The sequence below is a fragment of the Thermomonospora curvata DSM 43183 genome (assembly GCF_000024385.1).
Taxonomy (GTDB): Bacteria; Actinomycetota; Actinomycetes; order Streptosporangiales; family Streptosporangiaceae; genus Thermomonospora; species Thermomonospora curvata.
In genome coordinates, this window is the sequence record NC_013510.1 from 4064235 (window position 1) to 4090203 (window position 25969).

17 protein-coding genes are annotated in these 25969 nt (G+C 71.9%); 3 read left to right on the plus strand and 14 right to left on the minus strand.

What is annotated here, in order from left to right; all coding sequences use genetic code 11:
* Nucleotides 1-554 precede the first annotated feature (554 nt).
* The 4 genes from TCUR_RS17465 to TCUR_RS17480 form a co-directional block, all read right to left on the minus strand.
* Nucleotides 555-1658, minus strand: coding sequence for a branched-chain amino acid aminotransferase (locus TCUR_RS17465; protein ID WP_012853862.1), 1104 nt, complete (start codon nt 1656-1658; stop codon nt 555-557).
* Nucleotides 1659-1821: 163 nt separating this feature from the next.
* Entirely contained in the window at nt 1822-2883 is a 1062-nt protein-coding gene (locus TCUR_RS17470) for a 3-isopropylmalate dehydrogenase (RefSeq protein WP_012853863.1), read from the minus strand.
* Between the two features lie 720 nt (nt 2884-3603).
* Nucleotides 3604-5199: a phosphoglycerate dehydrogenase gene (gene serA, locus TCUR_RS17475; protein WP_012853865.1), complete on the minus strand. Its 1596-nt coding sequence runs from the start codon at nt 5197-5199 to the stop codon at nt 3604-3606.
* Nucleotides 5200-6046: 847 nt separating this feature from the next.
* Nucleotides 6047-7537 (minus strand): hypothetical protein, encoded by a 1491-nt coding sequence (locus tag TCUR_RS17480; RefSeq protein ID WP_012853866.1) that lies wholly within the window; start codon nt 7535-7537, stop codon nt 6047-6049.
* Nucleotides 7538-8361: 824 nt separating this feature from the next.
* On the opposite strand from TCUR_RS17480, the gene TCUR_RS17485 reads away from it, so the two are divergent.
* Nucleotides 8362-9150 (plus strand): hypothetical protein, encoded by a 789-nt coding sequence (locus tag TCUR_RS17485; protein ID WP_148233049.1) that lies wholly within the window; start codon nt 8362-8364, stop codon nt 9148-9150.
* Nucleotides 9151-9398: 248 nt separating this feature from the next.
* Here the strand turns inward: TCUR_RS17485 and TCUR_RS17490 are convergent, their stop codons facing one another.
* The 7 genes from TCUR_RS17490 to TCUR_RS17520 form a co-directional block, all read right to left on the minus strand.
* Nucleotides 9399-12044 carry an ABC transporter permease gene (locus TCUR_RS17490; RefSeq protein WP_012853868.1) on the minus strand — a complete coding sequence of 882 codons (2646 nt, stop codon included), beginning with the start codon at nt 12042-12044 and terminating at the stop codon, nt 9399-9401.
* Nucleotides 12041-12757: an ABC transporter ATP-binding protein gene (locus TCUR_RS17495; protein WP_012853869.1), complete on the minus strand. Its 717-nt coding sequence runs from the start codon at nt 12755-12757 to the stop codon at nt 12041-12043. The genes TCUR_RS17490 and TCUR_RS17495 overlap by 4 nt, the downstream gene beginning before the upstream one ends.
* A complete protein-coding gene (locus TCUR_RS17500) occupies nt 12754-13371 on the minus strand; it encodes a PadR family transcriptional regulator (protein WP_041439962.1) in 618 nt (205 codons plus the stop codon). Before TCUR_RS17500 ends, TCUR_RS17495 begins: the two co-directional genes overlap by 4 nt.
* 216 nt (nt 13372-13587) lie before the next feature.
* Entirely contained in the window at nt 13588-14571 is a 984-nt protein-coding gene (gene ilvC / locus TCUR_RS17505; protein WP_041439965.1) for a ketol-acid reductoisomerase, read from the minus strand.
* A gap of 65 nt (nt 14572-14636) precedes the next feature.
* Nucleotides 14637-15161 carry an acetolactate synthase small subunit gene (ilvN, locus tag TCUR_RS17510; protein ID WP_012853872.1) on the minus strand — a complete coding sequence of 175 codons (525 nt, stop codon included), beginning with the start codon at nt 15159-15161 and terminating at the stop codon, nt 14637-14639.
* Nucleotides 15162-15168: 7 nt separating this feature from the next.
* Nucleotides 15169-17235, minus strand: a complete 2067-nt coding sequence (locus TCUR_RS17515; protein ID WP_342610210.1) for an acetolactate synthase large subunit — start codon at nt 17233-17235, stop codon at nt 15169-15171.
* Nucleotides 17183-19975: a putative bifunctional diguanylate cyclase/phosphodiesterase gene (locus tag TCUR_RS17520; protein ID WP_342610141.1), complete on the minus strand. Its 2793-nt coding sequence runs from the start codon at nt 19973-19975 to the stop codon at nt 17183-17185. Before TCUR_RS17520 ends, TCUR_RS17515 begins: the two co-directional genes overlap by 53 nt.
* A gap of 847 nt (nt 19976-20822) precedes the next feature.
* Here TCUR_RS17520 and TCUR_RS17530 point away from each other — a divergent pair.
* The gene (locus tag TCUR_RS17530; protein WP_012853876.1) at nt 20823-21947 is read left to right on the plus strand and encodes a PQQ-dependent sugar dehydrogenase; all 1125 of its coding nucleotides are present in this window, start codon (nt 20823-20825) and stop codon (nt 21945-21947) included.
* Nucleotides 21948-22230: 283 nt separating this feature from the next.
* Here TCUR_RS17530 and gatB read toward each other — a convergent pair whose 3' ends face one another.
* From gatB to gatC, 3 genes are read right to left on the minus strand one after another with little or no spacing between them, the layout of a single operon-like run.
* Nucleotides 22231-23733: an Asp-tRNA(Asn)/Glu-tRNA(Gln) amidotransferase subunit GatB gene (gene gatB, locus TCUR_RS17535; protein WP_012853877.1), complete on the minus strand. Its 1503-nt coding sequence runs from the start codon at nt 23731-23733 to the stop codon at nt 22231-22233.
* Between the two features lie 20 nt (nt 23734-23753).
* Nucleotides 23754-25202, minus strand: a complete 1449-nt coding sequence (gatA, locus tag TCUR_RS17540) for an Asp-tRNA(Asn)/Glu-tRNA(Gln) amidotransferase subunit GatA (RefSeq protein ID WP_052305694.1) — start codon at nt 25200-25202, stop codon at nt 23754-23756.
* Nucleotides 25203-25246: 44 nt separating this feature from the next.
* On the minus strand, nt 25247-25546 hold the full coding sequence (gene gatC, locus TCUR_RS17545; protein ID WP_012853879.1) for an Asp-tRNA(Asn)/Glu-tRNA(Gln) amidotransferase subunit GatC: 300 nt from the start codon (nt 25544-25546) through the stop codon (nt 25247-25249).
* A 178-nt stretch (nt 25547-25724) separates the two neighbouring features.
* On the opposite strand from gatC, the gene TCUR_RS17550 reads away from it, so the two are divergent.
* Nucleotides 25725-25958: a DUF6458 family protein gene (locus tag TCUR_RS17550; RefSeq protein ID WP_012853880.1), complete on the plus strand. Its 234-nt coding sequence runs from the start codon at nt 25725-25727 to the stop codon at nt 25956-25958.
* Nucleotides 25959-25969: the final 11 nt, after the last annotated feature.

The following is a 25969-nucleotide window of genomic DNA, read 5'->3' on the forward strand; positions in this document are numbered from 1 at the left end:
CTTCCCTTCGCGGTTGCCCGCGCGCAGGTCCGGTGCCCGGAAAAGCAAAAAACCTCTCACGGACGTGAGAGGTCTGCGCGCCGGCGGTGTCCTGTCAGATGCCGACGCGCCAGCCAATAATGATCAGGCCCTGGCGCATAACGGAACCCTGTCTACCACAGCCTTAACGCGGCCGTCACATCCGTCTCATCTATCGAGACGGCCCGGCCGCTGGACCACACCATGGCGGCCGTCCCTGCCGAAAGCACATCACCGCAGGTGAAGCGGGGTGAACTGGGCGGGTGAAGGGTGCGCTTTCGCCTGCCGGGCGCGCGGTGCGTCCACGGTTCGGGAACTTCCCGAAACGCAGACCACGCGGCCTTCCCGCGGAGGCGGTGGGTGCGGGATGTTCCAAGGGCGCCGGACGAGCGGCGCATCCCGCCGGTCGGCGCCTTTGGCGGGGGAAGGGCGTCCCTGAGCGGGCGAAGCGCTCCATCCGGCGGGCGGTGCGTGCCGTCCGCCGGATGGATGAGGCACGTTTCCGAAAGGGAGAGCGTCCCAGGAGAGCGCGACGATCAGGCGATCTTGTGGACCCAGCCGTAGGGGTCGGGGCGGGTGCCGTACTGGATGCCGATCAGCTCCTCGCGCAGCCGCATGGAGATCGGGCCGGGCTCGCCATCGCCGATCTTCCACTCCCGGCCGGGGCCCTTGACCCCGCCCACCGGGCTGATGATCGCCGCGGTGCCGCAGCCGAACACCTCGGTGATCTTCCCGGAGGCGCAGTCGGCCTCCCACTGGTCGATGGAGATCTTCCCCTCCTCCACCGGGATGCCCAGGTCGGGGGCGAGCTTGAGCAGCGAGTCGCGGGTCACGCCGGGCAGCAGGGTGCCGGTGAGGGCCGGGGTGAGGATGCGGGCGTCCGGGCCGGAGCCGTAGACGAACATCAGGTTCATCGACCCGACCTCCTCCACCCAGCGGCGCTCGGCGGCGTCCAGCCAGACCACCTGGTCGCAGCCGTGCTCCAGCGCCTCGGCCTGCCCGGCGAAGGAGGCGGCGTAGTTGCCGCCGCACTTGGCCTCGCCGGTACCGCCGGGCGCGGCCCGGGTGTAGTCGGTGGAGATCCACACCGTCACCGGCTTGATGCCCTGCGGGTAGTACAGGCCGGACGGGGAGGCGATCACCATGAACAGGTACTCCTGCGAGGGGCGCTGCACCCCGAGCGCCCGGCTGGTGGCGAACATGAACGGGCGCAGGTACAGGCTGTAGCCCTCGGTCCGGGGCACCCAGTCGCGGTCGGTGCTGACCAGCAGCTCCAGCGACCGCACGAACAGCTCCTCGGGGATCTCCGGCATGGCCATGCGGCGGGCCGAGCGGTTGAAGCGCGCGGCGTTGCTGTAGGGGCGGAAGGTGACGATCGAGCCGTCCGCCTGGGCGTAGGCCTTGGTGCCTTCGAAGATCTCCTGGGCGTAGTGGAAGACCTGGGTGGCCGGGTCCAGCGTGATCGGCCCGTACGGCTCCAGCCGGGCGTCGTGCCAGCCGCGGTCGGCCGAGTACCGGATGGTGATCATGTGGTCGGTGAAGTGCTGGCCCCATCCGGGATTGGCCAGGATGCGCTCCCGCTCCTGCTGCGGGGTGGGGTTTTGGGAAAGCTTGATATCGAAGTCCAAGGTGCTGCTCATGATCTGGGTCCTCTCCCGGAGCGGCCGGCGGGCCTCGTCGCCGCGCTGGCACTCCCATTGTGATACTTCGTCCGGCTCTCCTGGGATCACGGGCGCACCAAAAACCGGGCGGCCCGTGGGGCACGCCCGGAGAGTCATGCCGCAACCAGCGGAGGGCGTGCCGCTAGCCGACTACTCGCTTGGCGATGGCGTCGCCGACCTCGTGGGTGGCGCGCACGGCGGTGCCACGCTCGGCCAGGTCCGCCGAGACGGCCTGCTCCACCGCACGCGCGGCCTCGGTGGCGCCGATGTGGTTCAGCAGCATGGCCACCGACAGGATGGTGGCGGTCGGGTCGGCCTTGGCCTGCCCGGCGATGTCGGGGGCGCTGCCGTGCACCGGCTCGAACATCGACGGGGCGGTGCGGTCGGGGTTGACGTTGCCGGAGGCGGCCAGCCCGATGCCGCCGGCGATGGCGGCGCCGATGTCGGTGATGATGTCGCCGAACAGGTTGTCGGTGACGATCACGTCGAAGCGCTGCGGGTTGTTCACAAAGAACATCGTCGCCGCGTCGACGTGGCAGTAGTCGGTGGTGACCTGCGGGTATTCGGTCGCGACCCGCTTGAGGGTGCGCTGGTAGAGGTCACCGGCGAAGGTCAGCACGTTGTCCTTGTGGACGAGCGTGAGCTTCTTGCGCGGCCGGGCGGCGGCCTGCTCGAAGGCGTAGCGGATGACCCGCTCGACCCCGTAGGCGGTGTTGACGCTCTCCTGGGTGGCGACCTCCTGGGGAGTGCCCTTGCGCAGCACCCCGCCGACCCCGGTGTAGGGGCCCTCGGTGCCCTCCCGGACGACGACCATGTCGATGTCGTCGGGGGTGACGTCGGCCAGCGGGGTCTTCACGCCCGGGAACAGCTTCACCGGGCGCAGGTTGACGTAGTGGTCCAGCTCGAACCGCAGGCGCAGCAGCAGCCCCCGCTCCAGGACGCCGCTGGGGACGCTCGGGTCGCCGACCGCGCCCAGCAGGATGACGTCCTGGCCGCGCAGTTCCTCCAGCACCGAGTCCGGCAGCGTCTCACCGGTGCGGTGCCAGCGGGCCGCTCCCAGGTCGTAGGTGGTCCGGTCGAAGACCAGGCCATGGGCGGGGGCCACGGCGTCGAGCACCTTGAGCCCTTCGGCGACGACCTCGGGGCCGATCCCGTCTCCGGGGATGACGGCCAGACGAACGGTGCGGGTACTGCTGGAAGCCATGGCCGTACCTTAGTGCATTGATCTCAGTGGTCGGGCATTGATCTCATATGCCGGATGAGGGACCCTCACCTGGGGGTGCGGCCTCCGTTGTCGCGGCGGTCCAGGGCGTCCTGCAGGGCCTTGGCGGCCTCCTGGCGGGCCTCGTCCTCGGTGGGCTGCGGGTGGATGTCGGTCATGGTCGTCTCCGTGGTGGTCGTTGCTGCCGGCCCCTTTCCCCGTCCGTCGTCTCCGCAGGTCATACGGGAAGAGAGGGAAAGATCGCGATCGGCGCCGGTGCGCGACGGCGCTGGGTTCTCAGGTTCCGGCGCCCGGGGGTGCGGGCCTGAAAGACTCGGTGGTCGCCGCGAAAGCGGCGGAACGCGGGCGATGCGGCCGGTCCGGCGCCGGTTCCGGTCGGGGACGCCGGTGCGGTGGCCTCGGCGGCCTCGCAGGATTTCCGCGGGCGTCGCCTGCCCCACCTGCGATGTTACCCGCCCGTAAAGGGGTCATCCCACCTCATCGGCCCATTTCACGCGGTTTGGGACCGGTCCAAGGCGAGGCGGCCTCGACGCCGCGGCTGCGGGGGCGGCAGCGAGGGGGTGGGACGGCGTCGCCGCCTCGCCCGGCAAGCGACCGGTGAACCGGAAAGCGCCGCAGAGCGCGCCCACGGCCGGTGCGGTCAAGGACGCGCTCTGCGGCGGCACGAGCCGTCCCGGCGGGATGCGCGCCGAGACGGCGGCGTCAGTCGTTGCCGTCGAGGTCGACGCGGCGGCCCATGTCGGCGCCGATCTCGGTGCGGATGGTCTCCAGCAGGTCCGGGCCGATGGCCGAGTCCACGGTCAGCGCGATCAGCGCCTTGCCGCCCTTGGAGCTGCGGCCCACCTGCATGCTGGCGATGTTGATCTGGGCGTCGCCCAGCAGCCTGCCGACCACCCCGACGATGCCCGGCCGGTCGGTGTAGGAGAAGAACGCCATGTGCTCGGCCGGCACCAGCTCCATGTCGTAGCCGTTGATCTCGACGATCCGCTCGATGTGCTTGGGGCCGGTGAGAGTGCCCGACACCGACACCACCGTGCCGTCGGTCATGGTGCCCTTGACCTGGACGACGTTGCGCCAGTCGGGGCTGTCCTCGGTGGTGGTCAAGGTGACCTCCACGCCCCGGTCGCGGGCCAGCAGCGGGGCGTTGACGAACGTCACCGCGTCCTCCACCACGTCCAGGAAGACGCCCTTGAGCGCGGCCAGCTCCAGCACCTTGACGTCGTGGGCGGTGATCTCGCCGCGCACCACCACCTCCAGCCGGACCGGCACCCCGCCGGCCAGCGCGGTGAAGATGCGGCCCAGCTTCTCGGCCAGCGGCAGACCGGGCTTGACGTCCTCGGCCACCGCGCCGCCCTGCACGTTGACCGCGTCCGGCACGAACTCCCCGCTCAGCGCCAGCTTGACCGAGCGGGCCACCTGGGTGCCGGCCTTCTCCTGCGCCTCGTGGGTGCTGGCGCCCAGGTGCGGGGTGACCACCACGTTGTCGTGGTGGAACAGCGGGCTGTCGGTGCACGGCTCGTTGGCGAACACATCCAGCCCGGCGCCGGCCACCCGGCCCTCCTTGAGCGCCGCCTCCAGCGCGTTCTCGTCGACGATCCCGCCGCGGGCGGCGTTGATGATCCGCACCGACGGCTTGACCAGGTGCAGCTCCTTGTCCCCGATCAACCCGATGGTCTCGGGGGTCTTGGGCAGGTGGACGGTGATGAAGTCGCTTTCGCGCAGCAGCTCTTCCAGGGAGACCAGCTTGACGCCCAGCTGGGCGGCGCGGGCCGCCTGCACGTAGGGGTCGTAGGCGATGATCTCCATGTCGAAGGCGGCCAGCCGCTGGGCCACCAGCACGCCGATGCGGCCCAGGCCCAGCACGCCGACGGTCTTGCCCTGCAGCTCCACGCCGGTGTACTTGGAGCGCTTCCACTCGCCCTGCTTGAGGGCGGCGTGGGCCTGTGGCACGTTCCGCGCGGTGGCCAGCAGCAGCGCGATGGCGTGCTCGGCGGCGGTGACGATGTTGGAGGTGGGGGCGTTGACCACCATGACCCCGGCCTTGGTGGCGGCCTCCACGTCGACGTTGTCGAGCCCGACCCCGGCGCGCGCCACCACGCGCAGCTTCTTGGCGTGCTCGAACACCTCGGCGTTGACCTTGGTGGCGCTGCGCACGATGAGGGCGTCCACCTCGGCGACGGCGGGCAGCAGCGCGGACCGGTCGGAGCCGTCGACGTGACGGACGTCGAAGTCGGCCGCCAGCAGCTCGATTCCGGCCGGTGAGAGTTCTTCGGCTACGAGGACGACAGGCTTGCTCAAGGAAAGTCCTTTGGATGTGGATGTGCAGCTGAGGTCAGCGAGTCCACCCCCTCGTGTGCCTCGCCCCGTACGTGAAGTCTAGCCGCCGCCGCTCACTTCCCCGGACGCGGCGGCAGGCACGTCCCAGAACGCACTGAATGCGGCGATCCATCAGGTTCGGCGGTCGCCGAGCGGTTTCGCCTTCCTCTCAAAGCATCCGCGCACCGCCCGCGGCGGCCTCATTCTCCACGGCGGCCGCTCACCGCCTTCGAAGAACCGAGGTGACCAACACCTGACGACGTGACGAACAACACCTTTTGCCGGACCCGCCGATAACGGCTCTGGTCGTGGATCCACCGTTCAGGCCGGCCCCTGCCGAAAGCCCCGAACCGCGCATCTCGGCCGTCCCCAAAGGCACGGTATGGCGGTGCTACGCCGCCCGCCTTCCCGAGGACGAGTCCCAGGCTCCGCAGACGGCCCCCGGACACGCACCCGCCGATCAAAAACCACGGCGCTCACCGAACGCCCCGAACCGCGCACCTCAGCCGTCCCAAGACACCGGTGCGACAACAACGCACCGCCCACCCTCCCAAAGACAGACCCCCGCACGGACAACGCCCGGACACACACCCACCGAACGCCCCGAACCGCCCACCCCAGCCGCCCCAAGACACCGGTGCGACAACAACGCACCGCCCACCCTCCCAAAGACAGGCCCCCGCACAGACGACGCCCGGACACACACCCACCGAACGTTCCGTCCCCGCACCTCAGCCGTCCCAAGGCACCGGTGCGGCAACGACGTACCGCCCTCTTCCGAGGGCAGGCCCGAAGTGCGCAAGCGGTTTCCGGAGGCGCGTCCTGGCGGTCAGACCGTGGCGCCGGCCGGGATGCCGCCGCGGGAGCCGAGTGTCTCCCGCGGCCCGTCCGGGGTGTCCCGGGGGTCGCCGGGCGGGGCCTCGGCGGTGCGGCGCCCGCCGAGGCCGGCGGCGGCGCCGGCGGCCAGGCAGGCCAGCGGCACGGCGGCCAGCACGTAGCGGTAGTCGAACTGGGCGGTCGCGGCCGGGACGACGATCAGCACGGCCGACAGCGTCCACGGCAGCATGATCAGCACGCCGCCGCGTCGCCAGGCGGCCGCCGCCCCGGCCAGCCCGATCGCCAAGATGACCCCCAGCACGGTGCCCCGCAGGTAGACGTGCCGCTGGTAGACCTGCATGAAACCGGCGTAAGGGTGGACGACCTCGGTCGTGACCCGGCCGCCCCGCCGGTACTCCTGCAGCGCGGGCAGCACGTGCTCGGGCGGGCGGGCCGTCTCGTCGCGGAACAGGTAGTGGCCGTAGGTGAACTCCTCCGGGTAGACCGGGTGGCCCCACTGGAAGGTGCGCGCCACATCGATGGCGACGGTCCGCAGGTAGTCGCCGGGCTGGGCGAGCATGGCCCGCCTGGCGAACGACCCGGCGAGCCGGTTCTGCTCGGCGGTGAAGGAGCTGCCGGGGATGCGGCGCACCGGGGCGAACTGCCCCCACACATACGAGCCGGGCGCCTTGCGTTCAGAGGGGTGGGCCGCCACGCACAGCGGCATCTCCTCCGGCGGCGGGCGCATCTTCTCGCAGTCGGCGAACGCCATCGAACGGCTGTAGAGCATGACTCCGGAGCTGCCGGTCAGCTCCAGCCGGCCGTGGTGGGAGTGGTACCACTGCAGGTAGCAGGCGATCGGCAGGGCGCAGGCCCCGGCCAGCGCGGCGACCGGCCGCCAGCCGGCCCGCCGCACCAGCAGGTAGAGCACGCCGACGGCCAGCAGCGGAAGCCCCACCGAGCGGGTGATCGCGGCCAGGCCCAGCAGGATCCCGGCCAGCGCGCAGTTGCGGGCGGTGGACCCGCCCAGCAGCAGGACGGTCACCGCGGCCATGACCAGGAAGGCGAACAGCGTGTCCGACAGGACCAGGTGCTCCAGCTGGATCTGGAAGGCGTCGAACAGCACCGGCACGGTGGCCAGCGCCGCGATCCAGCCGCGGACGGCGAAACGGCGGCGCAGCACCGCGTAGATCATCACGGCGATGCCCAGCCCCATGAGGTGCTGCAGCGCGGCGACCAGCGTGAAGCTGTGGAAGCCCTTCAGCAGCCACAGCAGCAGCGGGTAACCGCTGGGCCGGATCAGCCCCGGCTCCAGCCGCACCGCCGCCGAGACGTAGTCGTAGGAGTCGGGGAACCACATCACCGACCGGTAACCGAGCATGGTCACCACGCGCAGCGCCGCCGCGGCCACCAGCAGCGGTATGAACACCCGGTGCCGGCCGAGCAGCTCCCGGGCCCGGCGCGCCACGGCGGCGCCGCCCGCCCGCAGCGTCCGGACGTTCACGCGCGCTCCCCGCTGCCGCGATGCCGGGCCGGGCGTCGTCCGGCGGTCCCGCCGAACCCAGGTGCGGTCAACGCTTGCATGCGGCCTCCTGCCTGTCTGGGGAGCCGAGATCCCGGACATACGCCAGATGTCCACCACCCCGAGCCGCGGGGGTGTGCGCGATCGTCGACCGTGGCAGCGGGATCGAGACGGCCCGCTCCACTCCGCCGGGTATTCGCCGATGATATTGGCTGCGGCGAGATCCCGTGCGGGTTCGGCCGCTCCGCTCCGCCGGCGTGGTGTGCCGCACACGTCCGGCATGCCCGTTCCAAGCCTTCGTGTTCGGGCGTCCCGGACGCTCCGCCGGGGACGCACGTGACACCATGCACCAGACGCCCCCGCCGGCCACCGCACCCCACGCCCAATGGCAGGGAAAACCCTCCCCTGAGACAGCCAAATCCATCGGCCGTCCCACCCCGGACAGCGAACAGGCGAAACGTCGCACGCCGGCACCCGCCTGGAGCAGGACGCGGCACCGGGTTCTCTGTGAGTGCACAACGAAGAAAGACGCGCCGTATGTCTCAGGTGCCCTCACGGCCGCCGGAGCACCTTGCTCCTCTCGCGGCTCCTCTCGTGGTTCTTCTTGCGGCGTCCCTCTTGCGGCGACACGACCGATGGGAACCGGTTTCCCCCACCGGCCGGACTCTGCTATTGGATCATGGAATGCCGAGGTGACGGCTACCGGCGGGTCTGGCGGCACGTGTGCCGTTTTCCCGGTGCCGAAGGTCGCCGACCCCCTACCGTGACCCTGGCCCCCGTATGTGCACCGACCACAGGAGAGTCCTTTGACGGCGGAACCGGAAGCGAGCGTGCTGCACGACGTCCTGCGCGTGTACGACCACCGGTTCCTCGACCTCAACAGCCGGCAGCGCACCCGGCTGCTGGAGGGCACCCGGCACGTCCTCGGCGACGGGCTGAGCGATGAGGTGCGCGCCGCGCTCCCGTCCGCCTACCGGATACGGGCGTTCTGCATCCAGCACGGGCTGGATGAGGAGCTGGAGCGGATGATCCGGGACGAGACCGAGGGGCGGCGCAGCGGCGCCGTGGTCGTCGGCGGCCGGGTGTATGCGATCTACCCCTACCTGCGCGGCGTGCCCCGGCAGGACGCCGACATCACCAGTGAGGTGCAGGCCGGGCACCGGCTCGACGCGGTGGGCTGGCAGGGCGACCGGCTGCGCATCCGCGGCTGGGCGGCGCTGGAGCGGGTCGAGGCGCGCACGGTGACGACCGAGCTGATCTTGCGGGAGCGGACCAGCGGAGCCGAGCACCGTTTCTCCACCACGCCCCGGGAGGACGGGTTCGAGGCCCTGATCGACTTCACCGAGGTCGGGGCGGGCCGCTGGGACACCCATGTGGCGGTGACCGTCCATGGGGTGCGCCGGCAGGCGCGCTTCGGCAAGGTCCGCGACCCGCGGCTGCCGACCGATCCCCGGCGGCACCAGATCCGCATGCCCGAGGGGAGGGTCGATGCCACGGCGTACTTCACCAAGGGCGGCTATCTGGCGGTCAAGGTCGGCGGCGTGCGCCGCCCCGTCCCGCTGCGCACCAGGATCATCCGCCGCCTCATCCGCTGACGGCCGGGAAAGAGCCCTCGGGGCTTCTTACCGCCTCCAGGAACGCCGGGCCTACGAAGGCGCCCCGGCCGGAAAGCGCGTCCGCACCCGAAGATGCGAGATGCGAAGCAAAGCCATGGCCGCATTCCCGAGGGGCGCAGACTGCCTCAAGCGTTGCCGGGCCCGCAGAGGCGCCCGGCCGGAAAGCGCGTCCGGCCGTCGCCGTGTCCGGGGGTGCGGGGCGTGAAGGCGGGCCCCGCACCCCCGGGTCAGCCGATGCGGCGGGTGACGGGCAGCCGGGAGCGGGTGAACATGCCCGCGGCGAGGGCCGCCAGGAGGGGGACGAGCAGGCCGAGGGCGGCCAGCAGCGCCCAGGGAATGTCGATGATCACCCCGTGCATCTCGGCGGACCGGTCCGCGGAAGGAGCGGTGAGGTAGGAGTTGTCGGTGAGCGGATAGGCCACCGCGATGCCCGGGACGATTCCGGCGGCGATGCCCAGCCAGCAGCCCAGCAGCGCGGTGAAGGCGGCCTGGCTCATCGTCAGCAGCCGCCGGGTGCCGGGCCGGGCGCCCACCGCGGCGAGGGTGGCCAGATCGGGCCGGGCGTCGGCGATGGACAGCCCGGTGACGATCATCGACCCGCCGAACACCATGATCCCGCCGGCCAGCGCGAGCAGCAGCAGCGGCACCGCGAACGACTCGGTGAATCCGCGTTCGACATAGAGGTCCGGTGAGATGTCCTCGGGCAGGAGCGCCGCGATGCGCTCGGTGATCTGCTCCTCTTGCGCGGGGGTCACCCGGTGGTCGGCGCGGTCGATCCCGTAGTACCTCAGCGTGGTCGGCAGCCCCAGCTCGCGGGCGGACCGCACCGATATCACCGCCACGGCCTCACTGGGCAGCGGTTCGGGGACCGTTAGCACCGGCGCCTTGAACTCGCGCACGACCCGTCTTTTGGGCTCGCCTTCGGGGTCTTTCGGCGGCCGCTCCTCCATGAGCCGCAGATCCATTACCCTGCCGCCGGTCTTGCGGCCGTTGGGCAGGATGATCCCGCCTTCCTCCAGCACCCGGACCGCTTCGGGGTCGTGGCGGCCGAGCAGCAGCCCCACGTCGCCCGGCCGCACGGCCACGAGGTTGCCCTCCAGCGTCGACTTGCGGCCCAGCCGCAGCCATCGGCAGCGCGGGGTCTCGGTCGCCTCGCAGCCGGACAGAGAGTCGGCCAGGTACACCTCGCGGAGCGGCACGCCGGGCAGTTCCTTGTGGAGAACCCGGCGGATCTGCTCGGCGCGCCCTTCGTTGATCCCGACCAGGGCCGAGCCCATCGGCAATTCCGCCTGGTATTCGATGCGCTGCTGAGCGAAGTCGCTGGCGCCCCCGATGGCCAGTGCGGTGACGCCCGCGACCGCGGCCATGATCGCGGCGACGGCCGGCGCGGTGCGGCCCCTATGGCGGGCGCCGTCACGGACGGCCAGCCGCAGCGGCAGCGGCAGCGCGCGGGCCGGGCGGGCCGTGACGCCCACCAGCCACGGGCTGATCATCACGCAGCCCACGATGATCGCCGCCGCTCCGAACGCGGGGCCGAACTCCTGCCAGAAGCGGATCCCGCCCAGGCTGAGCACCACTCCCCCGGCGATGGCGAACGCCCCGGCGATCGGCCAGCCGATCCGGCCGCGCCCGCGTGCCCGCTCCCGCCGTCCGGCCAGCGCCGCCACCACGTCCGTCCGGGCCGCCTGGACGGCGGGCACGCAAGCGGCCAGCAGCCCGCTGAGCGCGCCCAGCGCCACGGGCGCCGCCACCAGCTTCCAGGGCACCTCATAGGGCCCCATCCGGTTGCCGGTGAGGCGTTCCAGCACCGGGACGGCCGCCGCGGCCAGCCCCAGCCCGAGCACGGCGCCCGCCACCGCGGCGAGGGTGCCCAGCACCGCGCCCACGGCCAGCACCATGGCCCGCAGGTGGCGGGGCTCGCCACCGGCCGCCAGCACCAGGGCGAGCCGGCGGCGCTGCCGGCGGATGCCGACGGCGAACGCGGGCCCGGCCAGCAGCACGACCTCCAGCACGATCATCGCCACGGCCATCGCGACGACCGCGATGAAGGCCGGGCTCGTCTCCTCCATGGACTGCAGGCCGGCCCCGGAGGGAGGGTCGCGGACGAGTTCGGCCGAGGTGACCACCAGGCCGAGCCGGTTGAGGTGCTCCACATCCGGCCAGGTGACCGCCCTGCCGGCGACCAGCAGCCACTCGGGGGAGCGTTCCTCGGCCGGGATCAGGCCGCTGCCCGGCAGCGTCTGGACGAACTGGCCGTAGGGCTCGCCCAGTGGGTCGGCGAGGTGGCCGACGATCCGTTTGGGGGTGTCGGCGCGGGTCAGGCGGATGGTCCCGCCGATGCGGTAGCCGCGGTCGCGCAGCCCTTCGGAGACCGCCACCTCCTCGTGGGAGGCCGGCAGCCGCCCTTCCAGGAGGGTCAGCATGCCGGCGGTGGCCGGATCGCGCAGGTCCACCTCGCGCACTCCCACCCAGGAGTAGCCGCGGGGGGTGCGCAGGTCGGTGGCGCCGTCGAGCAGCGGCAGAACGCGGGCACCGGGCCCGAACCGCGCGGTCACCGCCTGGGCGACCTGCGGGGTGTCCCACGAGTCGCCGGGCGCCACCTCATCGGGCTCCTCCAGGTGCTCCCAGTACTCGCCGAGGACGTCCTGGGAGACCGGGCCGCCGACGTACTGCAGCCGGGCGTCGGCGCGGCCGAGCTCGTGGGGCAGGCGCTCGACGGGATTCCAGTCGTAGGTCGCATACAGCACCGCCAGCGCCACGATGGCCAGCACCGGGACACCGATCATGCACAGCACCAAGGCGCTGCGGCCCTTGTCGCGCAGCGCGTCCCGCCGGGCGACGCGCAGCGCCACCCGGTAGCCGCCGAGGTTCACCGGGCGCCCTCCAGCAGGCTCTCGGGGCCGGCGGGGCTCCCGGTGGCGTCGACGATCACGCCGTCGCGCAGGAACACCACCCGGTCGGCCCAGGCGGCGTGCCGGGATTCGTGGGTGACCATCAGGCAGGCGGCCCCGGCGTCGCAGCGGGCCCGCAGCAGGCGCATGACCTCCTCGCCGGTGGCGGTGTCCAGCGCCCCGGTCGGCTCGTCGGCGAGCATCAGCCGCCGCTCCCCCACCAGTGCCCGGGCGATCGCCACGCGCTGCTGCTGCCCGCCGGACATCTCGTCGGGGAACCGGTCGGCCAGCTCGGGGACGCCGACCTCCTCCAATGCCCGCAGCGCCTCGCGCCGGGCCTGGGCGGTGCGCACGCCGTCCAGCTCGCGGGGCAGCATCACGTTCTCCGCCGCGGTCAGCGCGGGGATGAGGTTGAGGTCCTGGAAGACGTAGCCGATGCTGCGGCGCCGCAGCCGCGCCAGCTCCGCCTTGCCCAGGGTGCTCAGATCGACGCCTTCCACCAGCACCCGCCCGCCGGTGGGCCGGTCGAGCCCGCCGGCGAGGTTGAGCAGGGTGGACTTGCCGGAGCCGGACGGCCCCATCACCGCCACGAACTCCCCGGCCTCCACATGGAGGCTGACGCCGCGCAGGGCGTGCACCAGGTTCGGCCCGGCGCCGTGGTCGCGCGAGACCTCGCGCATGACGAGCACGCTCATCGCCGCTCCCCCGTCCGTCCGGGCGCGGGGGCAGAGGGCTCGGGCGCGGGCGGTTCGTCGGCGACCCGCACCGCCGGGCGGAACCCCACGTCGATGCGGGTCATGAACGCCTCGCAGTGGTCCAGCCAGCGCACCTCGGCCTCGGCCTGGAAGATCATGGATTCCAGCACCAGCCGCCAGGCGCTCTCGGCCGGGCCGGCGGGCACGGCGGGGGCGTCGGCCTTGAGCCGGGTCAGGTCGCGCAGCGTGCGCAGCGTGGCGGTGCGCTGGGCCTGCACGACGTCACGGACGTCGACGCCGGGCGTGGTGACGGCCATCGCCAGCTTGATGGCCAGTTCGTCGCGGGGCCGGTCGGCGCGGGCGACGGGGGTGGCGAACCAGCGGCGCACCTCCTCCTCGCCGGCGGGAGTGATGTTGTAGACGAAACGGCCCTCGGCGTCGGCCTCTCCCTTGGTGACCAGACCGTCGCGTTCCAGACGTGACAGCGTGGAGTAGACCTGGCCGATGTTCAGCGGCCAGGTGGCGCCGGTGGACGCCTCGAACTCCGCGCGAAGCTGATACCCGTAGCGAGGCCCCTGAGACAGCAGGGCCAACAGACCATGACGAATGGACACATACGCAGTATGCATACCGCGTATGCCCAGGGCAATACCGAGTATGCACCCCGTCCGGAAGCGGCCAGAAGAAGCGGCCGGAGACGGCGACGGCCCGCCGCAACGGACGTCGCGGCGGGCCGTGCCGAGCGCGAACGGATCAGGCGGCCGTCCCGGCAAAGGGCCGATGCGGCCGGGGACGCTCCGATCCGCCTTCCCCGTGACCGGGAAGAACCGTCAGTCGTTCAGCCAGCTCATCATCGGGCGGAGCTTGGCGCCGGTCTTCTCGATCGGGTGGTTGCCCAGCTCCTCGCGGTACTTGAGGTGGTTGACCTGGCCGCCGTCGAACTCGGCCACCAGCTCCTTGGCGAACTCCCCGGACTTGATCTCCGCCAGGATCTGCTTCATCGCCTCCTTGGTCTGGGGGGTGATGATGCGCGGGCCGCGGGTGTAGCCGCCGTACTCGGCGGTGTCCGACACCGACCAGTACATCTTCTGGATGCCGCCCTCGTACATGAGGTCGACGATGAGCTTCATCTCGTGCAGGCACTCGAAGTAGGCCACCTCCGGCTGGTAGCCGGCCTCGATGAGGGTCTCGAACCCGGCCTTGATCAGCTCGGAGACGCCGCCGCACAGCACGGCCTGCTCACCGAACAGGTCGGTCTCGGTCTCCTCGGCGAAGGTGGTCTTGATGCCGCCGGCCCGCAGGCCGCCGATCGCCTTGGCGTACGACAGCGCCAGCGGCCAGGCGTTCCCGCTGGCGTCCTTCTCCACCGCGACCAGCACCGGCACGCCGCGCCCGGCGGTGAACTGGCGGCGGACCAGGTGGCCGGGGCCCTTGGGGGCCACCATCGCCACGTCCACGCCCTCGGGCGGCTCGATCAGGCCGTAGCGGATGTTGAGGCCGTGCCCGAAGAACAGCGCATCCCCCTCGACCAGCGCGGGCTTGATCTGGGTGTTGTACAGGTCGCGCTGGACGTGGTCGGGGGCCAGGATCATGATCAGGTCGGCCTCCTCGGCCGCCTCGGCCGGGGTGACCACCCGCAGCCCGTCGGCCTCGGCCTTCTCCCGGCTCTTGGAGCCCTCCTGCAGCCCGACCCGGACGTCCACGCCCGAGTCCCGCAGCGACAGCGCGTGCGCGTGCCCCTGGCTGCCGTACCCGATCACGGCCACGTGCCGGCCCTGGATGACGCTCAGGTCGGCGTCGTTGTCGTAGAACATTTCAGCCACTTGCGTATGCCTCTCTAGAAGTGAAGGGACGGCCTGACCCGGCGCCGGCGGGCCCGTCAGGCGCTGCGGTCCAGTGCGCGCAGGGACCGGTCGGTGATGGAGCGGGCGCCGCGGCCGATGGCGACCATGCCCGACTGCACCAGCTCTTTGATACCGAACGGCTCCAGCACGCGGATCAGGGCCTCCAGCTTGTCACGGTTGCCGGTGGCCTCGATGGTGACCGCCTCGGGGGCCACGTCGACGACCTTGGCGCGGAACAGCTGGACGGTCTCCAGCACCTGGGAGCGGGTCTCGGCGTCGGCCCGCACCTTAACGAGGATCAGCTCGCGCTGCACCGAGGAGCTCGGGTCCAGCTCCACGATCTTCAGCACGTTGACCAGCTTGTTGAGCTGCTTGGTGACCTGTTCCAGCGGGTGGTCCTCGACGTTGACCACGATGGTCATCCGGGAGATCTCCGGATGCTCGGTGGTGCCCACCGCCAGGGAGTCGATGTTGAATCCGCGCCGGGAGAACAGCGCCGCGACCCGGGCCAGGATGCCCGGCTTGTTCTCCACCAGCACCGAGAGCGTGTGACGGCTCATTGGGTCCTCAGTCCCCGTTCTCCCACTCGGGCGCGAGATCCCGCGCGATCTTGATGTCGTCGTTGCTGGTCCCGGCGGCGACCATGGGCCAGACCATGGCGTCCTGGTGGACGACGAAGTCGATGACCACCGGGGTGTCGTTGATCTCCATGGCCTTGCGGATGGTCTCCTCGACGTCCTCGGCCCGGTCGCAGCGCATCCCGACGCAGCCGTAGGCCTCGGCCAGCTTGACGAAGTCGGGGATCCGCTTGGAGTGCAGGTTGGTGTTGGAGTAGCGCTCGTTGTAAAAGAGCGTCTGCCACTGGCGGACCATGCCGAGGTTGCCGTTGTTGATGATGGCGACCTTGATCGGGATGCCCTCGACGGCGCAGGTTGCCAGCTCCTGGTTGGTCATCTGGAAGCAGCCGTCGCCGTCGATGGCCCAGACCGTGGCGTCCGGCTTGGCGACCTTGGCGCCCATGGCGGCCGGGATGGCATAGCCCATGGTGCCGGCGCCGCCGGAGTTGAGGAACGCCCCGGGCCGCTCGTACTTGATGAACTGGGCCGCCCACATCTGGTGCTGGCCGACGCCGGCCACGTAGTAGGCGTCCGGGCCGGCGATCTTGCCGATCTGCTCGATGACGTACTGGGGGGCCAGCGAGCCGTCCTCGGGGTGGTCATAGCCCAGCGGGTAGGTCTCCTGCCAGGCCCGCAGCTGCTTCCACCAGGCGGCGTAGTCGCCGCGCCGGCCGGCCTCGTGCTCGGCCTGCACCGCCACGATCAGGTCGGCGATGACCTCGCGGGCGTCGCCGACGATGGGCACGTCGGCGTGCCGGTTCTTGGAGATCTCGGCCGGGTCGATGTCGGCGTGCACCACCTTGGCCTCGGGGGCGAAGCTGTCCAGCTTGCCGGTGACCCGGTCGTCGAAGCGGGCGCCGAGGGCCACCAGCAGGTCCGCCCGCTGCAGGGCGCCGACCGCGGCGACGGTGCCGTGCATGCCGGGCATGCCCACGTGCAGCGGGTGGCTGTCGGGCAGCGCGCCCTTGGCCATCAGCGTGGTGACGACGGGGGCGCCGGTCAGCTCGGCCAGCACCTTCAGCTCGGCCGCCGCCCCGGCCTTGAGCACGCCGCCGCCCACGTACAGCACCGGGCGCTTGGCCTCCATCAGCAGCCGGGCGGCCTCGCGGACCTGCTTGGCGTGCGGGCGGGTCACCGGGCGGTAGCCGGGCAGGTGCGGGGACTCGGGCCAGGTGAAGTCGAAGGTGGCCTGCAGGGCGTCCTTGGCGATGTCGACCAGGACCGGGCCGGGACGGCCGGTGGAGGCGATGTGGAAGGCCTCGACGATGGTGCGCGCGATGTCGTGGGGGTCCTTGACCAGGAAGTTGTGCTTGGTGATCGGCATGGTGATGCCGACGATGTCGGCCTCCTGGAAGGCGTCGGTGCCGATGGCGCCGCTGGTGACCTGGCCGGTGATCGCCACGATCGGCACCGAGTCCATGTAGGCGTCGGAGATCGGGGTGACCAGATTGGTGGCGCCCGGCCCGCTGGTGGCCATGCACACCCCGACCTTGCCGGTCACCATCGCATATCCCTGCGCGGCGTGCCCGGCGCCCTGCTCGTGCCGGACCAGGATGTGGCGCACCTTGGTGGAGTCGAAGAGAGGGTCGTAGGCGGGGAGGATCGCCCCCCCGGGAATGCCGAACACGGTGTCGACCCCGACGTTCTCCAGCGCGCGGATGAGCGCCTGAGCCCCCGTCATCTGCTCGGTCGTCATGCCTTTTCCTTGGTGGGAGAGGTGATCCTGGCCAACAAAAAACCCCTCGTGCCGGTCCCGGCGGTCGAGGGGCGCGCGCAGGCGAAACGACTTGGTCAGCCTGCGCGCCGACCAAGTACTACGAGGATCGTGGAGATGCTCTGCACGGGTACACCTTCGCCGACTTCCCCGCCGTTGGTCAAATCCACGACCCGATATCTCATTATCTGAGACACACCTTGGACGGTCTCCGGCGGCGACGGCGCCGCCGGAGCCGCTGCACGGCAGGTCAGCCCGGTGACAGGGCCGATCCGGGCAGCCGGACGCCCGGCTCCCCCGAATCGTCCGGCACGGTGTCCTGGACGGTGGTGAGGTTGGTGCGCAGCAGCGACTCGGCGGGGCCGGGCGCCATCGGGCGGGCCACCAGGAACCCCTGGCCGCGCGGGCAGTTCATCTGGCGCAGCAGCTCCAGCTGCTCGGGCCGCTCGATGCCCTCGGCCACCACGGTCAGCCCCAGGTCGTGGCCGAGCCGCACGATGGCGCGGGTCAGCAGGGTCCGGGTCTCATCGCGGCCCAGCCCGGCCACGAACGACGGGTCGATCTTGATCACGTCCACCGGGAGCCGGCCCAGGTGGGCCAGGGAGGCGTACCCGGTGCCGAAGTCGTCGATGGCCAGCCGCACCCCCAGCTCGCGCAGCGCCGACAGCCGCTCGACGGTCTGCCCGGCGTCCTCGACCAGGACCGCCTCGGTGACCTCCACGGTGAGGGCCTGGGGCGGCAGGCCGGTCTCCTCCAGCACCTGCGCCACCGACTCCACGAAGCGGGGGGCGGCGATCTGCCGGGCGGTGAAGTTGACCGACAGGTCCACCTGCCAGGACTCGGCGCGCCAGCGGGCCACCTGGCGGCAGGCCTGGCGCAGCACCCAGTCGCCCAGCGTGATCATCAGCCCGGACTCCTCGGCGGGGCGGATGAAGTCCTGCGGCGGCACCGACTCGCTGCCGCGCCACCACCGCACCAGCGCCTCCACCCCGGTCACCCGGGAGGTGTCCAGCTCGACCACCGGCTGGAACTCCACCGCGAACTGCTCTTCGGCCAGCGCCCGCTGCAGGTCGGCGCCCAACTCCAGCCGCCGCACCACATCGGTGTGCATGTGCGCGGCGTACACCTCCACGCGCCCGCCGCCCAGCTCCTTGGCCCGCGCCATCGCCAGATCGCCGTTGCGGATCAGCTCGGCGCCGCTGCGCCGTTCGCTGTCGCCGGAGGGCGGGTCATCGGCGAAGGCGATGCCGATGCTGGCGCTCAGCACGACCTCGCGCTCACCGGCCCGATACGGCTCGGCGGTCAGCACCCGCAGCAGCCGTTCGGCCAGCTCCACGATGGAACGCGCCTCGTCGGAGTTCTCCACCAGCACCGCGAACTCATCGCCCCCCCAGCGGGCCACGGTGTCGTCGGCCTGAACGGCGCTGCGCAGCCGGCGGGCGGCCTGGGCCAGCACCTGGTCGCCGGCGGCGTGCCCGGCCGAGTCGTTGACCGCGGTGAAACCGTCCAGGTCCACAAACAGCACCGCCACCGTCTCCGGGCTGGGCTCGCGGCCGACCACCTCGTGCACCCGCTCTTCGAAGTAGGCCCGGTTGGGCAGCCCGGTCAGCCCGTCGTGGAAGGTCAGGTGGGTGACCTGGCGCTGCAGTGCGGCCTGCTCCGACAGGTCCCGGGTGGTGATCAGCACCCGGGAGGAGGTGTAGCGGGAGACGGTGGACTCCGTGGGCAGCCAGGTGCCGTCGGCGGCGCGCACCCGGCAGGAGATCCGCAGCGCGGGCCGGTCGGTGGTCAGGAACTCGCCGTAGACCTCCTCCACGTGCGGCAGGTCCTCGGGGTGGATGAACTCGGTCACCGAGCGGCCGAGCAGGTCGTCGGGAACGTGCTCGTAGGTGCGGTGCGCCTTGTCGGAGACGTACTGCACCACCCCGTTCAAGTCGCAGATCAGCACCAGGTCGTTGATGCTCTCGGCGAGCGCCCGGAAGTGCTCCTCGCCGGCGCCGACCGCGCGCCGCAGCCCGTCGTTCTCCCGCTGCAGCCCGGCCAGGCGGGCCAGCATCACCAGCACCGCCGAGCCGGCGATCAGGGACACCACCGGCTCCATCCCCCGCGAGCCGGTCAGCGAGTGACCGGCGACGAAGATCGCGGCGGCCGCGCCGACCGCCGCCGGGGCGATCCCGGGACCGATCATCCGGCCCCGCGGCAGGCCCCCCTCGAACTCGGCGTCCTCGGCGGCCGGCTCGTCGCCGCGCGGCGGAGGGGTGATCCAGGGGGCCAGGCCGAGGGCCAGCAGTCCCGCCACGCGCGCCGCGTCCCCGATGTCGCCGACCGGGGCGGCGTCCCCGCGCAGCCGGACGGCCATGGAGACCACATCGGCGATCACGAACGCGGTCAGCGCCAGGTAGGCGGTCCACACGCCGGGCCGGTAGGGGCGGGCCGCGCCCAGCACGAACGGCAGCGCCCCCCACAGCAGGACGATGCCCACCAGCGGGTAGAGCAGCTCCAGGACGAACTCGGCGGGGCTCTCCCCCGACAGGTGGTAGAGCGTGCCGAACTCCGCGACCCAGCCGAACACGAACAGCGCCGCCACGCACACGTAGGTGTCGGCGATGTAGCGCACCCAGGTGCCCACGTCCCGCGGCAGCTGGACCGGGACGATGAAACCGGTGGTCAGCGCGGCGATGGCGGCCAGGTAGAACAGGTCGGCCAGCGACAGCGCCCCGCTGCTGGTGTCCAGCAGGCCCGGGGAGACCGCACCGGCCACCGACCCGGCCAGCCAGCAGGCGGCGGCCACGGCGAACCAGCCCCAGCTGTCCCGGCGCAGGTCACGGCGGACCGGCGGCGGGCCCGCGCCGCCGGCCGCGCCGCCCTCGCCCGCCTCCTGCCGCCGCCGGACGGGCAACGGGAACACCGCGGCCAGCAGCGACACCACCGCCGCCATCGCGGCCACAGTCTCCGCCCAGGCGGGCATGCCCACCTCGCCGCCGCCCAGCAGCGAGACCAGGACGAAGAGCACTGCTGCCAGCGCGACGACACCGATCGGCACCACACGAGGCGGAAACCGCCTGGCGCTTTCGCCGCTCATTCGCCGCTCACTTTCCGCCTTACGGGCCGTGGACCCCACAGGGTTCACCGGTTTCGGCCGTCACCGGACATGTCATCGGACATAACGCGGTCACCGTGCCCGTTCGTGCCCTGCCGCGCCGGTCCGGCCGAAGAAAACCGAAAGTCGCCGTCCCCACCGGGCGCCACCCCCTCTCCGGGGCCATCGGGCGCCGACCGGAGCCGGCGACGTGGTCTTCACCATAGGTCTCACTGCGGGATCATCGTGCTGCTCAATGTACGTTCCGTAGGTCACGGAGCGATTGAGGCTCAGCGTCCACCCGGCGACAACCCTGCCGTGCCGCGGCCTCGCGGGCCGCCCTGCCCATGGGAGACCGCCCGGCAGACACTGTCACTGTTGGTGATTTAGGACCGGCGCTCCGGCTCCGGCACATTTTCCCCCACCCGGTAGCGGCGTGCCCGTTCGCGGACGAGCCGGACGACCCGGCGCGCCGAGGCCCGCGTCATCCCGATGGGCGGCGTGATGAACGCTCCGGGATGTGCCACAGGGGGCGGGAGGCAGCGGTTCGGGGTCGGTGACGTCCAGCGCCGCGCGCCGCCCTTCATCGGGGACGGCAGGTCGGCGTCGAACGTCTTGTGCGCCTGCGGGCCGCCCGGGATGAGCGGCGCCACCGCATCCGCCCGCGGCAGCGGCGCCGGCACGCGCCCGTTCCGCTGCTCCAAGTCCTTGACCGGCTGCTCAAAGCCTCGTCATGGCCCAGATCGTAGGGTTCGCCGGGGAACCGGGCGGGCCTTGTATCCGTAAGGCAGGGTGACGAAGGAGAGCTTTCATGCCCATCGACATCCGCAAGGCCATCGCGCTGGGCGCGGGAGCGATCGTGCTGGCCGGGTGCTCCTCCGGCTCCGGCGACGGCGCGCCGCCCCCGCCTCCGCCGCCCGCCGCCACCGGGCGGCCCTCCCCGGCCGTCACCGCGACGGTCTCCCCCACGCGGCCGCGGGAGCTGGTGCGCGGGCTGCGCGTGCCCTGGGCGATCGCCTTCCTGCCCGGCGGGGACGCGCTGGTCACCGAACGCGACAGCGCCCGGCTGCTGCGGGTGAGCCCGCAGGGCGCGCTCAGCGAGGTCGGGAAGGTCCCGGGGGTGCGGCCCGGCGGCGAGGGCGGCCTGCTGGGAGTGGCGGTGTCCCCCTCCTATGAGCGGGACCGGCAGATCTACCTGTACTTCACCGCGGACGAGGACAACCGGGTCGTGCGGTTCCGCTATGACGGCGATGGGCTGTCGAAGCCGCAGCCGATCGTCACCGGAATCCCCAAGGGCGGCATCCACAACGGGGGCCGGATCGCGTTCGGCCCCGACGGGATGCTGTACATCGCCACCGGTGAGGCGGGGCGGACCGACCTGGCGCAGGACCGCGGGTCGCTGGGCGGCAAGATCCTGCGGGTCACCCCGGAGGGGAAGGCGGCCCCCGGCAACCCGTTCGCCTCCCGCATCTGGTCCTACGGGCACCGCAACGTGCAGGGGCTGGCCTGGAAGGGCGAGCGGCTGTTCGCCACCGAGTTCGGGCAGAACCGCTTCGATGAGATCAATCTGATCGAGCGGGGCCGCAACTACGGATGGCCCGAGGTCGAAGGCGGCCGGGACGGCGATGACCGCTATGCCGACCCGCTGGTGACGTGGACGACCGACGAGGCCTCCCCGTCCGGCCTGGCGTACGCGAGCGGGTCGCTGTGGGCCGCCGCGCTGCGCGGGCAGCGGCTGTGGCAGATCCCGGTGGACGACACCGGCACGGTGGGCCGTCCCATCGCGCACTACGAGGGCCGCTACGGGCGGCTGCGCGCGGTGGTGCGGGCCCCGGACGGTTCACTGTGGGTGACCACCAGCAACCACGACGGCCGCCGCGCGGGCGGACCCATGGAGGGTGACGACCGGATCTTGGTCATTCCGCTGCGGCGGTGAGCCCTGCCGCATGCGCGGACGGGACAACCGGTCGGTTCAGGCCGCGGTTCCCAGGAGCCGTGGCCTGAACCGACCGGTCCCGATGGACGCTTCACACGCAAGCAGCTCAACAAGCTCCATCACGAGACGAACGGCGTCATCTTCCGCAAGGAGCCGCTCCTCGGCGGGCGCACACCCCTCCCCGGACTCGTCCGGCGGCCATGAGGATCGCCGGGCGGGCGCGGGGACCGGGCGGCCCGGCGGCGCCGGCCGAAGACGGGCGCCGCCGGGCCGAACCGTGCGCTCAGGAGGCGCCGAGCTTCTGCAGGATCAGCTCGCGGGCGCGGGCGGCGTCGGCCTGGCCGCGGGTGGCCTTCATGACCGCGCCGACCAGGGCGCCGGCCGCGGCGACCTTGCCGGCGCGGACCTTGTCGGCGGCGTCGGCGTTCTCGGCGATGACCTGATCGACGATGGCGGCCAGCTCGCCCTCGTCGCTGACGACCTTCAGGCCGCGAGCGGCCACCACCTCATCGGGGTCGCCCTCGCCGGCCAGCACGCCCTCGAAGACCTGGCGGGCCAGCTTGTCGTTGAGGGAGCCCTCGTCGATCAGCGCCTGGACGCGGGCCACCTGCGCCGGGGTGATGGGCAGCTCATCCAGCTCCACGCCCTGCTCGGTGGCGCGGCGCGACAGCTCGTTCATCCACCACTTGCGGGCCGGGCCGGGGGCGCAGCCGGCCTTGACGGTCTGCTCGATCAGATCCAGCGCCCCGGCGTTGACCACGTCCCGCAGCTCCAGGTCGGTCAGGCCCCACTCGGCCTGCACCCGGCGGCGGCGGGCGGCCGGCAGCTCCGGCAGCGAGGCCCGCAGCTGCTCCACCCACTCCCGGGACGGCGCCAGCGGCACCAGGTCCGGCTCGGGGAAGTAGCGGTAGTCCTGGGCCTCCTCCTTGCTGCGGCCGGGGGTGGTGGTGCCGGTGTCCTCGTGGAAGTGCCGGGTCTCCTGGACGACCTTGCCGCCGGATTCCAGCACCGCGGCCTGCCGTTCGATCTCGTGCCGGACGGCCCGCTCCACCGAGCGCAGCGAGTTGACGTTCTTGGTCTCGGTGCGGGTGCCCCACTCGGTCGCGCCGCGCGGCGCCAGCGACACGTTGATGTCGCAGCGCATGGAGCCCTCCTCCATGCGCACGTCCGAGACCCCCAGGGCGCGCACCAGCTCGCGCAGCTCGGTGGCGTAGGCGCGGGCCACCAGCGGCGCCTTGTCACCGGTGCCGGTGATCGGCTTGGTGACGATCTCCACCAGCGGGATGCCGGCCCGGTTGTAGTCCACCAGCGAGTAGTCGGCCCCGTGGATGCGCCCGGTGGCGCCGCCCACGTGGAGGGACTTGCCGGTGTCCTCCTCCATGTGGACCCGTTCGATGCCGATGCGGAAGGTCTCCCCGTCGACCTCCACGTCCAGATACCCGTCGACGCACAACGGCTCGTCGTACTGGGAGATCTGGTAGTTCTTCGGCATGTCGGGGTAGAAGTAGTTCTTGCGGGCGAAACGGCACCACTCGGCGATGGTGCAGTTCAGCGCCAGCCCGATCTTGATGATCCCCTCGATGGCCGCCTTGTTGGTCACCGGCAGCGAGCCCGGCAGCCCCAGGCACACCGGGCAGACCTGGGTGTTGGGCGGCGCGCCGAAGGTGGTGGGGCAGCCGCAGAACATCTTCGTGGCGGTCCCCAGCTCGATGTGGGTCTCCACGCCCAGCACCGGCTCGTACTTGGCCAGCGCCTCCTCGTACGGCACCAGTGTCGGAGCAGTCATAGGTATCCCAATCCCTCTCGTCACAGGGCCGGTGCCTTGGACAGCAGGGGCCCGCCCCAGCGGTCGGTCAACGCCCGTTCCACGGCGGCGCCGACCCGGTAGACCCGGTCGTCGGCCAGGACCGGGGCCATGACCTGCAGGCCGACCGGCAGGTCGTCCTCGTCGGCCAGGCCGCAGGGCACCGAGATGGCCGGGGTGCCGGCCAGGTTGGACGGGATGGTGGCCAGGTCGGCCAGGTACATCGCCATGGGGTCGTCCACCCGGTCGCCGAGGGGGAAGGCGGTGGTCGGCGTGGTGGGCGAGACCAGCACGTCCACCTGCTCGAACGCGGCCTCGAAGTCGCGGATGATCAGGGTGCGGACCTGCTGGGCCTTGCCGTAGTAGGCGTCGTAGTAGCCCGACGACAGGGCGTAGGTGCCCAGCATGATGCGGCGCTTGACCTCCGGGCCGAAGCCCTGGGCGCGGGTGAGGGCCATGACCTCCTCGGCGCTGCGGGTGCCGTCGTCGCCGACCCGCAGGCCGTAGCGCATCGCGTCGAAGCGGGCCAGGTTGGAGGAGCACTCCGACGGCGCGATCAGGTAGTAGGCCGGCAGCGCGTAGGCGAAGTGCGGGCAGGAGACCTCGGCGACCTTGGCGCCCAGCGACTCCAGCAGCTCCACCGCCTCGTTGAAGCGGGCCAGCACGCCCGGCTGGTAGCCCTCGCCGCCCAGCTCCTTGACCACGCCGATGCGCAGCCCGGCCACATCCGCGCGGCGGGCGGCCTCGACCACCGGCGGCACCGGGCGGTCGATGGAGGTGGAGTCCATCGGGTCGTGGCCGGAGAACGCCTCGTGCAGCAGCGCGGCGTCCAGCACGGTGCGGCCGAAGGGGCCGGGGGTGTCCAGCGAGGAGGCGAACGCGATCAGCCCGTAGCGGGAGGAGCCGCCGTAGGTGGGCTTGGTGCCGACGATGCCGGTGACCGCGGCGGGCTGGCGGATGGAGCCGCCGGTGTCGGTGCCGGTGGCCAGCGGCGCCTGGTAGGAGGCGACCGCGGCCGAGGAGCCGCCGGAGGAGCCGCCGGGCACGCGCTCCAGGTCCCACGGGTTGCGGGTGGGCCCATAGGCGCTGTTCTCGGTGGAGGAGCCCATGGCGAACTCGTCCAGGTTGGTCTTGCCGAGGATCACCAGCCCGGCGGCGCGCAGCCGGGCGGTGACGGTGGCGTCGTACGGCGGCCGCCAGCCCTCCAGGATCTTCGAGCCCGCGGTGGTGGGCATGTCCACGGTGGTGAAGACGTCCTTGTGGGCGATCGGCACCCCGGCCAGCGGGCCGAGCTCCTCGCCGGCGGCGCGCCGGGAGTCCACCGCCCGCGCCTGCGCCAGCGCGACCTCGGCGTCGACGTGCAGGAAGGCGCCGATGCGGCCGTCCACCTCGGCGATGCGGTCCAGGTGCGCCTGGGTGACCTCCACCGCCGAGACCTGGCCGGCGGCCATCAGCTCCGCCAGCTCGGCGGCGCTCTTGCGGGTCAGCTCACCGCTCACGCTTCCTCCCCCAGGATCCGCGGCACGCGGAAGCGCTGCTCTTCGGCGGCCGGCGCCCCCGACAGGGCCTGCTCGGGGGTCAGCGACGGACGGACCTCATCGGGCCGGAAGACATTGGTGATCGGCAGCGCGTGCGAGGTCGGCGGGATGTCCTCCGCGGCGACCTGCTGCACCCGCGCGACCGCGGAGATGATCACATCGAGCTGGGCGGCGAGGTGATCGAGCTCATCCTCGTCCAGCGCCAGCCTGGACAGCCGGGCGAGGTGAGCGACCTCGTCACGGGTGATGGCGGACATGTGGAAAGCCGTTTCTGCGATCGGTTGGGTTCGTCGCCATCCTATGGGGCCCCGCAGGCCGCCTCAGAACGCTTTACCCGGGATCACGGCCACGCGCCGCCCCGGCCCGTTTGGGACACGCCCAGCGGGAAGGGGTCTGCGGTGCCCCCCGCGGGGAGATTCCGGAGAGGAGTGGGCCTTGACCATCGGAGGCGGTCTCGCCCTGATCATCATCGGCGCCATCTTGACCTACGCGGTCGATTACCGGATCAGTGGCGTCGATATCACGGTCGTCGGCGTGATCCTCATGATCGGCGGGCTGGCCTGGCTGGTGCTGGGCCTGATCCGCTTCGCCATCGCCCGCAAGGGCGGCGCGGCCCCGCCGCCCGAGGCGCCGGCGCGCGAAGAACGCCGCTACCGGGACCCGTACTGAGCCGTCCGCCC

Excerpts from the sequence above, each read along its gene's own strand:
- TCUR_RS17465 (WP_012853862.1), bottom strand. The coding sequence starts at position 1,658 with ATGAGCAGCACCTTGGACTTCGATATCAAGCTTTCCCAAAACCCCACC.
- TCUR_RS17470 (WP_012853863.1), bottom strand. The coding sequence starts at position 2,883 with ATGGCTTCCAGCAGTACCCGCACCGTTCGTCTGGCCGTCATCCCCGGA.
- TCUR_RS17495 (WP_012853869.1), bottom strand. The coding sequence starts at position 12,757 with ATGAGCGTGCTCGTCATGCGCGAGGTCTCGCGCGACCACGGCGCCGGG.
- ilvC (WP_041439965.1), bottom strand. The coding sequence starts at position 14,571 with ATGTTCTACGACAACGACGCCGACCTGAGCGTCATCCAGGGCCGGCAC.
- ilvN (WP_012853872.1), bottom strand. The coding sequence starts at position 15,161 with ATGAGCCGTCACACGCTCTCGGTGCTGGTGGAGAACAAGCCGGGCATC.
- TCUR_RS17530 (WP_012853876.1), top strand. The coding sequence starts at position 20,823 with ATGCCCATCGACATCCGCAAGGCCATCGCGCTGGGCGCGGGAGCGATC.
- gatB (WP_012853877.1), bottom strand. The coding sequence starts at position 23,733 with ATGACTGCTCCGACACTGGTGCCGTACGAGGAGGCGCTGGCCAAGTAC.
- gatA (WP_052305694.1), bottom strand. The coding sequence starts at position 25,202 with ATGGCCGCCGGCCAGGTCTCGGCGGTGGAGGTCACCCAGGCGCACCTG.
- gatC (WP_012853879.1), bottom strand. The coding sequence starts at position 25,546 with ATGTCCGCCATCACCCGTGACGAGGTCGCTCACCTCGCCCGGCTGTCC.